Origin of the sequence: Allobosea sp. TAF32 (assembly GCF_052113585.1) — a bacterium.
GTDB lineage: Bacteria > Pseudomonadota > Alphaproteobacteria > Rhizobiales > Beijerinckiaceae > Allobosea.
Map to the genome: position 1 here is coordinate 56,293 of NZ_JBFRDM010000011.1, position 13,456 is coordinate 69,748.

Consider the following 13,456-nt stretch of genomic DNA (forward strand, 5'->3'; position numbering starts at 1 on the left):
TAAGCTGACTGCCGGGTGAACGCGGCATTCGGCATCGGTTCAATTCGAAAGGCGCCTATTCACGTCGTCGCATCGCGGCACGCCACCATCTCGGCGAGCGCGGCGCGGCACGCTGAACGGCTCCAAGCCGCCAGCGTCGTCTGGCGGCGGGACCCGGCCCCCGTCGGATGCGACGATCCGGGCCGACCCAACGAGGTCCCTGCCATGACGATGTCCCGTTTCCTGCTTCCCCTCGTCGCGCTTGCCGCCATGGGCGGCCAGGCTTTCGCCCAGACCGCAACGCAGCCAGCCCCCGCCGCGAAGCCAGCCGCGCCTGTCACGGCGCCCGCCGCCCCGGCAACGCAGGCGGCCCCTGCGACCAAGCCGGCGACACCTGCTGCCGCCCAGCCCGCTGCCACCCAAACCAAGAAGATCAATATCAACACGGCCACTGCCGCCGAGCTCGACACCCTCAAGGGCATCGGCGAGGCCCGTTCCAAGAAGATCATCGACGAGCGGAGCAAAGCGAAATTCAAGGATTTCGCCGATCTGGTGAAACGCGGAACCCTGCCCTCGAACGTCGAGGCCGAGATCAAGGACAAGGTCACCTTCTGATCGACGAAAGGCCTCCGGCGCCCTGCGCCGGAGGCCTTCGCGAATCACGGCATCGATCGCAGCGGCGGCGTGAGCTAAAGCAGGCCGAGAACGATCGCCAGCATCATCGCCAGAGACAGCGCCAGCACGATCCGGATGACAATGGGCGCTTCGAGAATCCGCAACAGTTCCATCGCAGCCTCCCCAGGCAGCAGGCAAACACGATCCGTCTTAAGCAAGAAACTCAGTAGACGAGCAGTTCGACCGCGATCCACGCGATCACGGCCAAGGCGAGCCCCGCTATCAGCACGACCAGCACCGGCCGCCCCAGGAAACCCTGCCGCGCCTCGACGGGCGTCTCCACCGCCGGGTCGGCATCGCTGTGATCGTCGGCTCGCAGCGGCGGCAACGGGTCGCCTCCACGCAGCTTCTCCAGATCCTGCACGGGCACTCTGGGCCGGGCATCGACAGGCATGTCCGTCTCCTTGGTGTTTCGCCGGCCTTTCGGCCGCGCACCACAAGGGAAACGCCTGTCGGCCCATGGTGTTCCTGAACCACCCAAATGGAGCGGGCGGCGGCCTTTCGACCGCCGCCCGCAAATGATCAAAGACCTTCGATATCAATCGGTTATGAGGGAGACCAGAATCGATCCCGCAACCGTTTGAATCAATCTCTCAAGCTTGGCTCAGTTCTTGGTCTTGTCGACCAGGGCCTTGGCCTTGATCCACGGCATCATGTCGCGGAGCTTGGCGCCGACTTCCTCGATCGGATGGGCGGCATAGCGGGCGCGGGTCGCCTTGAACGAGGTCTGGTTGACCTTGTTCTCGAGCATCCAGTCGCGGGTGAACTTGCCCGACTGGATGTCGGTGAGGACGCGCTTCATCTCGGCCTTGGTCTCGGCCGTGATGATCCGCGGGCCGGTGACGTACTCGCCGTACTCTGCGGTGTTCGAGATCGAGTAGTTCATGTTGGCGATGCCGCCCTCATAGATGAGGTCGACGATCAGCTTCACTTCGTGGAGGCACTCGAAATAGGCCATCTCGGGAGCATAGCCCGCCTCGGTCAGCGTCTCGTAGCCAGCCTTGATCAGCTCGACCAGGCCGCCGCAGAGCACGACCTGCTCGCCGAAGAGATCGGTCTCGCACTCTTCCTTGAAGGTGGTCTCGATGATGCCGGCGCGGCCGCCGCCATTGGCCGAGGCATAGGAGAGGCCGAGGTCATGGGCGTTGCCGGTCGCGTCCTGATGGATCGCGATCAGGGTCGGCACGCCGCCGCCGCGCTGATACTCCGAGCGCACGGTGTGGCCGGGGCCCTTCGGGGCGACCATCAGCACGTCGAGGTCCTTGCGCGGCTCGATCAGGTTGAAATGCACATTGAGGCCGTGCGCGAACAGGAGAGCGGCACCCTCCTTCATGTTGGCGTGCAGCTCGTCGCGATAGATGTCGCCCTGCAGCTCATCGGGGGTCAGCATCATCATGATGTCCGACACCTTGGCGGCCTCGGCCGGCGTCATCACCTTGAAGCCGGCATCCTCGGCCTTCTTGCGCGTGGCCGAACCGGCCTTGAGCGCGATGATGATATCCTTGACGCCGGAATCGCGCAGGTTCAGCGCATGGGCATGGCCCTGCGAGCCATAGCCGACGATGCAGACCTTCTTGCCCTTGATCAGGTTGATGTCGGCATCACGATCGTAATAGACGCGCATGGGTGTCTCCTTTGTCACGCGTTGTTCGTCTTCCGGCCCGGATCGTTCTGTGCCGCGCCGTAGAGGGTGAGAAACTGCTCGGTTGCGCGCTCCGCATCGCGCGCGATTTCGGCCCTGCTCAGGGTCAGCGTATCGCCGAGCAGCAGCCGGATCTGGACGTCGCGGCCCGCGAGGCCGAAGAAAGTGCGGAACGCCGTCTCGGTATCATCGAAGGCGATGAGGCCCGCCTCCCGGCCGGCATCGAGCACCGGCTTCAGCCGCTCGCCGATGGCGAAGCGGCCGTTCGCCAGCACGATCGAGCCGAGATTGCCGTCGCGGGACGCCGCCTGGCTGACGGCGACGCGGTTGAGCGCGATCGAGGTCGGGCTTGAAATCACGTCGAGCCAGTTCGCAGCGAAGCCCTTCAGGCTCTCGCGCAGGGTGCCGGCGTCGAGATTCTGCCGATCGTAATTGCCTGCCCGCACCTTCGAGGCCTGCCACTGCACCGTCGCGGTCAGCAGTCCGTCGCGGTCGCCGAACCACTTGTAGAGCGTTTCCTTGGAGCAACTGGCGCGCCGCGCGACAGCGGTCATCGTGAGCCCGCTGCCCTTCTCGACCATCAGGCTGAGCACGGCGTCGAGCACGGCCTGCTGGCGCGCGGTGAGCGCCTCGCCTTGCGTCTCTGCCTGAGCCTGCGTCATGGTCTCGGAGAAATCCAGTACCGTACGTTACGGTTCAGTCGTCTAGCGCAGCCGCTGCCCGTGGGCAAGCGTTTTTCAGGACTGGCGGCGGCCCATGGAAGAATTATCTCTGGAGCTCGATCGCCTGAAGAACGGAGCCTTGCATGAGCCTGCCCAACGCCGCCGATATCGTCGCATTCTGGCGCGAGGCCGGTCCCGAAAAATGGTTCGTCAAGGACGATACCTTCGATGCGGAGATTATCCGGCGCTTCCTGCCCGTTCATGAGGCTGCAGCGGCCGGAAAGCTCGGCGCCTGGGAGGCGACCCCCGAAGGTGTCTATGCACTGGTGATCTTGCTCGATCAGTTCCCGCGCAACATGTTCCGCAACAGCCCGCGTGCCTTCGCCACCGACGCGCAGGCGCTCGCCATTGCGGAGCGCGCCATCGCGCGCGGCTTCGACGATGCCTACGAGGCACCCGAGAAGCGCTTCTTCTACATGCCTTTCATGCACTCTGAAGAGCTTGTGGATCAGGAGCGCTGCATCGCGCTCTGCGCCGCCGCCGAAGATCCCGAGGGCGTGAAATACGCCGGGGTTCATCGCGACATCATCCGCGATTTCGGCCGCTTCCCCCACCGCAACCCGGTGCTCGGGCGCGCGACCACGGCGCCGGAGAGAGCTTTCCTCGACGAGGGCGGCTTCAGCGGCTGAAACTCAGCCGCCCTGCTGGCTCGCCAGCCGCTGCAGGAAGATCGCGGCGATCGTCAGGATAAACCCCGCCCACCACAGCGGCGAGCGCAGGCTCTTGCCGCTGCCCAGCGGTTCGGCCGGCGCCCGGCCGAACAGGCGCATCAGCACCGGCCCGGCAAGGCAGGCAAAACCGACGAGGCCGAGCCCCAGCGCGACCAGGCTGAGCACCTCTGGCGTCAGCGCCATGCTCACATCGCCTCTGGGCCGCGGCTCATCGCGGCGATGCCGGTGCGGGAGACTTCCGTAAGGCCGACCACCGTCATCATCTTGATGAAGCGCTCGATCTCCTCGGTCGAGCCGGTCAGCTCGAAGACGAAGGAGGTCAGCGAAGCGTCGAGGGTGCGTGCGCCGAAGGCTGACGCCAGCCGCATCGCCTCGACCCGGTACTCGCCCTTGCCGACGACCTTGACCAGGGCCAGCTCGCGCTCCAGCGCCTCGCCCTGCTCGGTCAGGTCGACGACGCGGTGAACCGGGACGAGCCGGTCGAGATGCGCCTTGATCTGGTCGATGACGCTGGCGGTGCCGGAGGTCACGACCGTGATGCGCGAGAGATGCTTCTCATGCTCGGTTTCGGAGACGGTGAGGCTCTCGATATTGTAGCCGCGCCCAGAGAATAGCCCGGCGATGCGGGCAAGAACGCCCGGTTCGTTGTCGACGATCACCGCCAAAGTGTGGCGCGCGACCGGCTGGGACTTCGGGGCGTTCGGATAGTGGGTGGCGGGCTTCGACATGACGGACCTGTAGGCGGGTTGGAGCGGAAGATGGGCTGAGAGGAAGGCTCAGGATTGGCGGAGATCGACGAGGGCGGGTTCGTCCACCTCGTCCTGTTCGACGATCCAGGGCTCGTCGAGCGCAGCGGCAAGCCATTCACGATAGGCCGGCAGCGCCAGAACCGCTCGCATATAGTCCTGCGAGGCCGGATCGACGGCGATGGCGTAGGTGTCCAGGCGGGTGACGACCGGAGCGTACATCGCATCCGCCGCCGAGAACGCGCCATAGAGGAACGGGCCCTCTCCGCCGAAGCGCTCGCGCGCCTGCCGCCACAGCGCGGTGATGCGCTCGACGTCTCGGGCAACACCCGGCCCGCGGTCGCGGGCCGGGAAGCGCTTGCCGAGATTCATCGGGCAAGCGCCGCGCAGCGCCGTGAAGCCGGCATGCATCTCGCTGGAGATGGCGCGCGCATGAGCGCGGGCTTTCGGTTCGCGTGGCCAGATCCCGGCATCAGGATGCCTGTCGTGCAGATATTCGCATATGGCCAGCGTCTCCCAGACGGCGACATCGCCATCGACCAGCGTCGGCACGGTGCCGCCGCTGCCGCGAGCCTCAGCGAAGATCGCTTCCTTGAAGCCGGGCTCGTCGAGCGGGACGAGCTTTTCGGTGAAGCCGATCCCCTTGGCGCGCATCAGCAGCCAGGCTCTCAGGGACCATGACGAATAGCATTTGTTGCCGATCAGCAGCTTCATGCGGCCACGCTCTCGGCTTCGCCGACGAAATCAAGCGCCGCCTCGACATGCAGCGCGGTGGTATCGAAGACCGGGACCGGAAAATCAGCCTGAGAGACCAGCAGCGTGATCTCGGTGCAGCCGAGGATCACGCCGTCGGCGCCCTCCTCCCGCACCGCCCGCTCGACGATGGCACGATAGCGCTCGCGCGAGGTCGCCTCGACACGGCCGCGGCACAGCTCTTCATAGATGATGCGGTGAACCTCGTCGCGTTCCTGCGGCTGCGGCACCAGCGGCTCGACACCGAAGGCCTTCAGCCGGTCGCGATAGAAGTTCTGCTCCATGGTGAAGCGCGTCGCCAGCAGCAGCGGCTGGCGGGACGGTGTGGCGCGGATCGCCCGCGCCGTCACATCCGCCAGATGCAGGAAGGGCAGCTTGGTCGCGCCCGTGATCCGGTCGGCCACCTTGTGCATGGTGTTGGTGCAGAGCACGAGGCAGGAGGCGCCGGCGCGTTCCAGCCGGCGCGCGCTCTCGGCCAGCGCCGCGCCCGCAGCAGCCCAATCGCCCTGCGCCTGCATCTCGGCGATGCCAGCGAAATCGACCGAATGCAGCAATACGTCGGCCGAGTGCAGCCCGCCAGCGCGCGCCCGCACGCCCTCGTTGAGCAGCCGGTAGTAGACCGCGGTCGACTCCCAGCTCATCCCGCCGATCAGACCGATGGTGGCCATGGTGTTTTCCTTCTCGGACCGCTGCCGTCATTCTCGGGCGAAGCAGGGCTTCGACCCGAGAATCTCCTGACGGAAGGGCGCCGGCCGGCGCCTCGCTCCGCCTGAGATGCTCGGGTCAAGCCCGAGCATGACGATGCTTCGTCAAACGAGCTGCTTGCCCTTGGCGTCGATGATCTGGCCGGTATCGCCTTCGAAATCAGGCAGGATCATCTCGTTATGCGCCTTGCCCGACGGGATCATCGGGAAGCAGTTCTCTTCCTTGGCGACGTGGCAGTCGAAGATCACCGGGCCGGGCGTCTCGATCATCTCCATGATCGCGGCGTCGAGCTTTGCGGGATCGTCGCAGCGGATGCCGTGGCCGCCATAGGCCTCGGCGAGCTTCACGAAGTCCGGCAGCGACTGCGAATAGCTTTCCGAATAGCGCCCGCCATGCAGCAGCTCCTGCCACTGGCGCACCATGCCCATATACTCGTTGTTGAGGATGAAGATCTTGACCGGCAGCCGGTACTGCACCGCCGTCGACATCTCCTGCATGTTCATCAGGATCGAGGCCTCGCCCGCGACATCGATGACCAGCGCCTTGGGATGCTTCATCTGCACGCCGATCGCCGCCGGCAGGCCGTAGCCCATCGTGCCGAGTCCGCCCGAAGTCATCCAGCGGTTCGGCTCCTGGAAATGCAGGTACTGCGCCGCCCACATCTGATGCTGACCGACCTCGGTCGTGATGTAGGTGTCGCGGTCCTTGGTCAGCGCATGGAGCCGCTCCAGCGCGTATTGCGGCTTGATGATCGTATCGGACTGCTTGTAGGCGAGGCTCTTGCGCCCGCGCCAGCCTTCGATCTGCGTCCACCAGCTGGCGAGCGCCGTCTTGTCGACCTGCGGGCTGCTCTCGCGCCAGATCCGGACCATGTCTTCGAGGACATGGGCGCAATCGCCGACGATGCCGATATCAGCCTTGACCGTCTTGTTGATCGAGGACGGGTCGATATCGATATGGATTTTCTTCGAGCGCGGCGAGAAGCCGTCGATCCGCCCGGTGATGCGGTCGTCGAAGCGCGCGCCGATATTGATCATGACGTCGCAATCATGCATCGCCAGATTGGCCTCGTAGGTGCCGTGCATGCCGAGCATGCCGAGCCACTGCTTGTCCGCCGCCGGGAAAGCACCGAGCCCCATCAGCGTCGAGGTGACCGGATAGCCGGTCAGCCGCGCCAGTTCGCGCAGCAGCGCGGAGGCGTGCGGACCGGAATTGATGACGCCGCCGCCCGTATAGAAGACTGGCTTCTTCGCGCCGGCGATCAGCTCGACCGCCGCCTTGATCTTGGCGAGGTCGCCCTTGACCACCGGGCGATAGGTCTTGTGCTGGTTGTCGCGCGGGCGGCTATAGGTGCCGGTCGCGAACTGGATGTCCTTCGGGATGTCGATGACGACCGGGCCCGGGCGGCCGTTCGCCGCGACATAGAAGGCCTCGTGCAGCACCCGCGGCAGATCGTGGATGCTCTTCACCAGATAATTGTGCTTGGTGCAGGACCGGGTGATGCCGACGGTATCGCATTCCTGGAAGGCGTCGGAGCCGATCAGATGCGTCGGAACCTGGCCCGTGATGACGACGAGCGGGATCGAGTCGAGCAGCGCATCGGTCAGGCCGGTGACGGCGTTGGTCGCGCCGGGGCCGGAGGTGACGAGCACGCAGCCGACCTTGCCAGGGCCGGAGCGGGCATAGCCCTCGGCGGCATGGACCGCGCCCTGCTCGTGCCGGACGAGGACATGCTTGACCTTGTCCTGCTGGAAGATGGCGTCGTAGATCGGGAGTACGGCGCCGCCGGGATAACCGAACAGGTGCTCGACACCCTGGTCCTGAAGCGCGCGGACGACCATCTCGGCGCCGGTCATCATCTCGCTCATTACGCTCTCCTGAGGCTGATCTTCTGGTCTGGGAATTCAGGCAATAAAAAAGGCCCTCGGAGGGGCCTGGGCGTGCGCTGGCGTCGGGGACGCCCGGTTGTGAAACCGGCCCCTACCAGCGCACCTCTACGAGAATAAGCTTGCGCATCGCGCTCATGGTCCTTGGCGGAAGTTGCGCGAACGCTAGCGGAGAGCGCCCTCTCGGTCAAGCGCCAACAACATGGTTACCGGCGGGTCTGCGGCACTCGCGAAAATCCGGTGACGCTACGGAACGATTTCTCAATCCGTCCTTCGTAGTATCCGCGCGCTTAAACCGGGACGGACATGTACTACGAAGTCCACAGCGAGAACATCGCGGCGCGCAGCCATGCGCCGCAGATCGCCAAGATCCTGCGCCGCTTCGCGTTGCATGAGCGCGAGGGCGCCCCGGTCGCCTATGAGGAGTTCGCGGCGGAAATCCTGCCCCTTTTCGGCGAAGATCTGATGATCCTCGAGCCCACGGGAGACGGCGACTATCGCTGGCTGCATTTCGGACGCGAGATCGTGCGCTATTCCGGCGCCACCCGCCTGGGGCAGCGCGTCTCGGGCATGCGCCCGCAGGTCGCGCGCTTTACTATCGACAGCCTCGACCAGGCTCTGGCCGAAGACCGGCCGCTCTACACCGTGCATCGCTCGAGTAGTACGGTGCGCGTCGCGCTCTGGGAGCGACTGCTGCTGCCGACGATCGCGCGGGATGGGCGCCGATTCGTGCTCGCCTTCGGCCGGCCGCTGCAGTTCCGCGAGGATTTGCTCAACGCCGTGCTCGACACCTCACCGAGCGGCATCGTGGCGTTGCGCGCGATCCGGGACGACCTTGGCGGCATCGAGCAAGCTGTCGTTGTCACCGCCAATCGCCGCGCGGCCGAACTCAGCGGGCGCCCCGACACCGATCTCCTCGACACCGACGGGCGCGAGAGCCTGCCCTTCCTCTCCGCGTCGATCTGGCAACGCTGCGTCTATGCGGTTGAGCTCCAGCGCGCCGATACGCTGGAGACCTCCTTCACACAGCAGGGCAAGACGCTCTGGCTGCGCATCGCCATCGCCCCGCTGGGGGACGGCCTGCTGCTGACCCTCACCGACATCACCGACCTCACCGTCGCCAACCAGACGCTGCAACTGCGCGCCGCCACGCTCGCGCTGGAGATCGGCCGCGAACGGGCCACGCGGCGGGCGCTGTCCGAGGAGATCGGCCAGCGCGAGGAGCGCGAGCGCGAGCTCAGGCGCCTGGCCGAGACCGATCCGCTGACCGCGCTGCTCAACCGCCGCTCCTTCACCGAAAAGGCCAATGCGGCGATCGCGGCCAGCGAGGCGGAAGGTTCGGAGTTGGCCCTGATCATCGTCGACCTCGATCATTTCAAGTTGGTCAACGACAGCTACGGCCATCCGGCTGGCGATGCCGTGATCCGCGCTTTCGCCGATCTTCTGCTCGGGCAGTTTCGCAACGAGCGCAATCTCGTCGGGCGCTTCGGTGGTGAAGAGTTTGCAGTCCTGCTGCAGGACTGCGACCTGGCCTCCGCTGCTTCGAGCGCACGCCAGATCCAAGATGCGCTGCTCACCCGCTCCATGCCGGTTTCGGAAACGCTGGCGCTGCGCGTCACTGCAAGCCTGGGCATCGCCGCGCGCCATCCCGGCGAAGCGCTCGCATCCCTGACGGCGCGGGCTGATCAGGCGCTCTACCGGGCCAAGAACGAGGGCCGCAACCGGCTAGGACTGGCTCCTCCCCCCGACGCCGTCGCCGCCGCGGCCTGATCAGATCCTAAGTTCTTCGCTTGCAACCGCCAGCGCCTCGGCTGGTGCAACCGCCCGCCACCCTGCCATCTGATGCCGGAACCAGGTCACCTGCCTTTTGGCATAGGCGCGCGTATCGGCCTGTCCGCGTTTGATCGCCTCGTCCAGTGTAATCTCGCCGTCGAGATGGGCGATCAACCCCGGCACGCCATGCGCGCGCATGATCGGCAGCAGCGGATCGAGCCCGCGCCCTTTCAGCCGCTCGACCTCGTCGAGCGCGCCGGCCGCGATCATCGTCTCGAAACGCCGGTCGATCTGCTGGCGCACGGCTTCGCGCTCGGGATGGAGGAAAAGCCGCAGCAGCCCCTCCTCGCCGAGCGGTCCCTGCTCGCGTCCGCCCTGGAAGCTTGCCAGCGAGCGCCCGGTCGCGCGGAAGATTTCGAGCGCCCGCATGATCCGCATGCGGTCGGTCGGCCGCAACCGCTCCCCCATCAGCGGATCGCAGGCCGCCAGCTCGGCATGGAGCGCCGCCGTATCAAGTCCATCGGCATGGGCGCGAAAGGCGGTCCGCACACTCTCGGGAACCGCCGGCATGGCCGAGAACCCCTCGGTCACCGCCTTGAAATAAAGGCCGGTGCCGCCGACCAGGATCGGCAGCGAGCCCTGCCTCTGCAAATCCGCCAGCAGTGTCGCCAGATCCTCGGCATAGCGCATCGCCGAATAATTCACGGCGCCGTCGACATGGCCGTAGAGGCGGTGCGGCGCCATGGCTTCCTCCGCCTGGCTCGGCCGGGCGGTCAGGATGCGCAGATCGCCATAGACCTGCATGGAATCGGCGTTGACGACGGTGCCGCCGGTGCGGCGCGCGATCTCGATCGCCAGCGCGGACTTGCCGCTGGCGGTCGGACCTGCGATGAGCACCGCCCTGAGCTGTCTTTCCGCCTGTCCCACCGGTCCTCGCATGCTTGTCGCCACACTCGTATCCGCCCACGGCCAGGCGCTGGTCGGCGAGGCGCTTCTCGCCCGTCTCACCCGCACCGTTCCGGGAGTGGTCCGCACCGCTGCGCTCGACCCCATGATCGCCGCCGATCTCTTCGCGGAAGCTGCCGATGCGCGCAAGCTCGAAGCTGATATCCGTACGGCGCTGGAGGGCGCTGCGATCGACGTCATCGTCCAGCCGGCCGCGACGCGCCGCAAGGCACTGTTCCTCGCCGATATGGATTCGACCATGATCGGGCAGGAATGCATCGACGAGCTCGCGGCCGTCGTCGGCCTCAAGGAGCATGTCGCGGCGATCACCGAGCGGGCGATGCGCGGCGAGATCGAGTTTGAGCCGGCGCTGCGCGAGCGCGTCGCGCTGCTCAAGGGCGTGCCGCTCTCGGTCGTCGACGAGATCATCCGCGATCGCATCACCCTGACGCCCGGCGGACGAGAACTCGTCCGTACCATGCGCGCCAACGGCGCCTATGCCGCACTCGTCTCGGGCGGCTTCACGGTATTCACCGGCCCGATCAGCGCGACGATCGGCTTCGACGAGCATCGCTCCAACACGCTGCTCGCCGATGACGGCATCCTGCGCGGCGCGGTCGCAGATCCCATCCTCGGCAAGCAGGCCAAGCTCGACGCCCTCATAGAGCTGCGTACACGGTTCGGACTGTCAACGGAAGCGACGCTGGCCGTCGGCGATGGCGCCAATGACCTGGCCATGCTCGGCGAAGCCGGGCTGGGCGCAGCCTTTCGCGCCAAGCCGGCGGTCGCCGCGGCCGCCGACGCCAGGCTCGACCACGCCGACCTCACCGCCCTGCTCTACGCCCAGGGCTATACCGGCAGCGAGATCGTCCGGGTCTGAGCCAAGAGCGGCAAGCGCGTCCCTTCCCGGGTGAAGCGAAGCAAAGACCTGGGCGGCCTCTCCCCGAAAAACCTGCTCAGTCGACGATGAAGAGCTTCGCGCCGGTCGTCGTCGCCGAGCGATGGGCTTCGGCGCCGTCGGCGACCTGATAGCTCATGCCGGCTTTGAGCGGCATCACGCGCCCATCCGCGAGCGTGGTCTCCATCTCGCCCTCCAGGCACAGGATGATGTGGCCCTTGGAGCACCAATGGTCGGCGACATAGCCGGGCGAGTACTCGACCATGCGGACGCGGATGCGATTCTCCTCCGGTCCGAAATACTGGACGCGCCAGATCGCCTCGCCGCTGTCGCCGGCATGATGCTCAGGCGGGATCGTCGACCAGTCGGTGGTGACGAAGGGGATTTCGCTGATCTTCATCTGGCCTCTCCCGGCGCACCCGGATTTCCGGGGCCGCGTCGTGAAGCTCTAGCCATGTTCCGACCTGCCGCGCCAGCGCGCTTCCCTCGCCGCCGGTCTGCAATCACGGCATGAAAAGCGGGGCCGGGGCCATGCTCGCAGCCGCGATCCACCTCGGCCTCCCGATTATGGAATGCCACCCTTGCCGAGCGAGGGGACACGGAAAGTGCTTCGATCGAGCGGAGATAGGCCCTGAACGGTCAGCCCCTTGTCGGCTGCGATCCCCGACTGCTGTTGCGTGCGCGTGCCGCTGTTGGGCGCCGCCGGGACAAGTTTCGACGATGACAGCACGCATTCCGGATAGGGCTCGCAGGGCCGTGGGGTAGCCGGCTTGTCCTCCGCCACCGCCATCGGGCCGGCAGAGATCGTCAACAATGCGATGGACACAAGGCGTATGATCATCTCCGTCCCTCCCCTGGTATTGACGGCACGATTGATGTCGAAACGGCCCTGAAGCCGAACACCACCGGCCGCTCCAGAAGCTGCTTGAGGGCCACCTCGTTGCTATCGGCCCGGCTGTAAGTTCCCCCTGGCGCGCCGCCCAGCAGCGCCGAGACGCGATCCTCCAGGCCTTTGATGCGCGCTTCGCTTGAGGATGCGGTTCCGGGCCCAACAGGTTCCGCCTCAGCCGGCGCAGTTGCAGCGCGGGCGGCTGCGCTGAGCGCGGAGTCACGGCTCCTGCGATGCTCGATCTCGCGGGTCATGAAGACGCGGTTGACCAACCTGAGCTGAATCTTGGCCGTGTAGGCTCCATCCTTCGTGGCGAGAACGCGTTCGTTGACGGCGAACGCCATGACACGCCGAAGAAAATCGTCTCTGCAATAGAGCTGCGTCGCAGGATCCTTGCACCAGATATCGAGACGGGCCGCCGCAGTCCCTGCAGAAACGCCATATGTCTCCGACACCGGGATCTTGATTTCTTCAGTGTCGTTGCGACCGCTGGAGAGGCCGAAATTCAAGCCGACATTATCGACAAGGCTCGAAGATTTGACCGCTTTGTTGATCGTAATGCCCGGAAACAGCGCCAGAGACAGCTTGATTTTATCACCGACGTCTCCGGCATCGATCTCGTAGTTGCTTTGCTTTCTGATCTTCTTGCCGCTCTCCAGCTCGGCTGTCGCGCTGAATGTCGGTCGCTTCAGATTTGCCTCCCGCTTCAGGTCTTCGCGGAGGCTAATATGTGCAATTCTGACCGCCTTGCCTAAAATCGCCTGGCTTTCATCGACATCTTCGATCACGGCCCAGACATCGCCGACATGGAGATCTTCCTCCGGCGGAAAGACCGGAATGATCCCCAGCTTGGCGATACTGTTGTTCCACGAAGCGGCGATCGACTCGGCAGTAATCGGCTCTTCCGCTCGAAAACTCAGATACTGCCAGATGACGATGACGCCCGCGAACAGGCCGATGCCCATGAGGTTCACCGGCGTGGAGGCGAGCCTCTTGATGCGGTCCCAGATGGCGACCTTGTCCAGAAATGCTTTGGCTGCGTTTACCCTGCCGCCGGACGGCGGCTCCGGCGACGGCGCTGGATTTTCTGCCGGTGGCTGCTGATCGGACATGCGCCGCATCCAGGCTGCGTAAAACAACCTATGGATGAATAATACAACCCATCGATCTGT

The 13,456-nt window shown here is 65.5% G+C and carries 16 protein-coding genes; 4 read left to right on the top strand and 12 right to left on the bottom strand.

Features of this window, described 5'->3' with window-relative positions; all coding sequences use genetic code 11:
• The first annotated feature begins 15 nt into the window (after window positions 1-15).
• Window positions 16-594 (top strand): ComEA family DNA-binding protein, encoded by a 579-nt coding sequence (locus AB4Z16_RS23650; protein WP_441513773.1) that lies wholly within the window; start codon window positions 16-18, stop codon window positions 592-594.
• 223 nt (window positions 595-817) lie between these two features.
• Here the strand turns inward: AB4Z16_RS23650 and AB4Z16_RS23655 are convergent, their stop codons facing one another.
• The 3 genes from AB4Z16_RS23655 to AB4Z16_RS23665 form a co-directional block, all read right to left on the bottom strand.
• Window positions 818-1,048: a hypothetical protein gene (locus tag AB4Z16_RS23655; protein WP_441513774.1), complete on the bottom strand. Its 231-nt coding sequence runs from the start codon at window positions 1,046-1,048 to the stop codon at window positions 818-820.
• Between the two features lie 210 nt (window positions 1,049-1,258).
• Window positions 1,259-2,278, bottom strand: a complete 1,020-nt coding sequence (gene ilvC, locus AB4Z16_RS23660) for a ketol-acid reductoisomerase (protein ID WP_441513775.1) — start codon at window positions 2,276-2,278, stop codon at window positions 1,259-1,261.
• Window positions 2,279-2,292: 14 nt separating this feature from the next.
• The gene (locus AB4Z16_RS23665) at window positions 2,293-2,958 is read right to left on the bottom strand and encodes a TetR/AcrR family transcriptional regulator C-terminal domain-containing protein (protein WP_441513776.1); all 666 of its coding nucleotides are present in this window, start codon (window positions 2,956-2,958) and stop codon (window positions 2,293-2,295) included.
• 143 nt (window positions 2,959-3,101) lie between these two features.
• Here AB4Z16_RS23665 and AB4Z16_RS23670 point away from each other — a divergent pair, with 143 nt between their 5' ends.
• A complete protein-coding gene (locus AB4Z16_RS23670; protein ID WP_441513777.1) occupies window positions 3,102-3,647 on the top strand; it encodes a DUF924 family protein in 546 nt (181 codons plus the stop codon).
• A 3-nt stretch (window positions 3,648-3,650) separates the two neighbouring features.
• On the opposite strand, the gene AB4Z16_RS23675 is transcribed toward AB4Z16_RS23670, so the two are convergent.
• From AB4Z16_RS23675 to AB4Z16_RS23695, 5 genes are all read right to left on the bottom strand, one after another.
• On the bottom strand, window positions 3,651-3,872 hold the full coding sequence (locus AB4Z16_RS23675; protein WP_441513778.1) for a hypothetical protein: 222 nt from the start codon (window positions 3,870-3,872) through the stop codon (window positions 3,651-3,653).
• A gap of 2 nt (window positions 3,873-3,874) precedes the next feature.
• Window positions 3,875-4,417, bottom strand: a complete 543-nt coding sequence (ilvN, locus tag AB4Z16_RS23680) for an acetolactate synthase small subunit (protein ID WP_441513779.1) — start codon at window positions 4,415-4,417, stop codon at window positions 3,875-3,877.
• Between the two features lie 48 nt (window positions 4,418-4,465).
• A complete protein-coding gene (locus tag AB4Z16_RS23685) occupies window positions 4,466-5,149 on the bottom strand; it encodes a glutathione S-transferase family protein (RefSeq protein ID WP_441513780.1) in 684 nt (227 codons plus the stop codon).
• A complete protein-coding gene (locus AB4Z16_RS23690; RefSeq protein ID WP_441513781.1) occupies window positions 5,146-5,856 on the bottom strand; it encodes an aspartate/glutamate racemase family protein in 711 nt (236 codons plus the stop codon). The genes AB4Z16_RS23685 and AB4Z16_RS23690 overlap by 4 nt, the downstream gene beginning before the upstream one ends.
• Window positions 5,857-5,997: 141 nt before the next feature.
• Window positions 5,998-7,761, bottom strand: coding sequence for an acetolactate synthase 3 large subunit (locus tag AB4Z16_RS23695; RefSeq protein WP_441513782.1), 1,764 nt, complete (start codon window positions 7,759-7,761; stop codon window positions 5,998-6,000).
• Window positions 7,762-8,085: 324 nt separating this feature from the next.
• Here AB4Z16_RS23695 and AB4Z16_RS23700 point away from each other — a divergent pair, with 324 nt between their 5' ends.
• Window positions 8,086-9,549 carry a GGDEF domain-containing protein gene (locus AB4Z16_RS23700; RefSeq protein ID WP_441513783.1) on the top strand — a complete coding sequence of 488 codons (1,464 nt, stop codon included), beginning with the start codon at window positions 8,086-8,088 and terminating at the stop codon, window positions 9,547-9,549.
• Here the strand turns inward: AB4Z16_RS23700 and miaA are convergent, their stop codons facing one another.
• Window positions 9,550-10,491, bottom strand: a complete 942-nt coding sequence (gene miaA / locus AB4Z16_RS23705) for a tRNA (adenosine(37)-N6)-dimethylallyltransferase MiaA (RefSeq protein ID WP_441513784.1) — start codon at window positions 10,489-10,491, stop codon at window positions 9,550-9,552.
• On the opposite strand from miaA, the gene serB reads away from it, so the two are divergent.
• Entirely contained in the window at window positions 10,490-11,377 is an 888-nt protein-coding gene (serB, locus tag AB4Z16_RS23710) for a phosphoserine phosphatase SerB (protein ID WP_441513785.1), read from the top strand. The two genes, miaA and serB, sit on opposite strands and share 2 nt — an antisense overlap.
• A 76-nt stretch (window positions 11,378-11,453) precedes the next feature.
• Here the strand turns inward: serB and AB4Z16_RS23715 are convergent, their stop codons facing one another.
• The 3 genes from AB4Z16_RS23715 to AB4Z16_RS23725 form a co-directional block, all read right to left on the bottom strand.
• Complete coding sequence (locus AB4Z16_RS23715; RefSeq protein ID WP_441513786.1) at window positions 11,454-11,795, bottom strand: DHCW motif cupin fold protein; 342 nt, start codon at window positions 11,793-11,795, stop codon at window positions 11,454-11,456.
• A gap of 165 nt (window positions 11,796-11,960) precedes the next feature.
• A complete protein-coding gene (locus tag AB4Z16_RS23720) occupies window positions 11,961-12,236 on the bottom strand; it encodes a hypothetical protein (RefSeq protein ID WP_441513787.1) in 276 nt (91 codons plus the stop codon).
• Window positions 12,233-13,396 carry a hypothetical protein gene (locus AB4Z16_RS23725; protein ID WP_441513788.1) on the bottom strand — a complete coding sequence of 388 codons (1,164 nt, stop codon included), beginning with the start codon at window positions 13,394-13,396 and terminating at the stop codon, window positions 12,233-12,235. The genes AB4Z16_RS23720 and AB4Z16_RS23725 overlap by 4 nt, the downstream gene beginning before the upstream one ends.
• Window positions 13,397-13,456 lie beyond the last annotated feature (60 nt).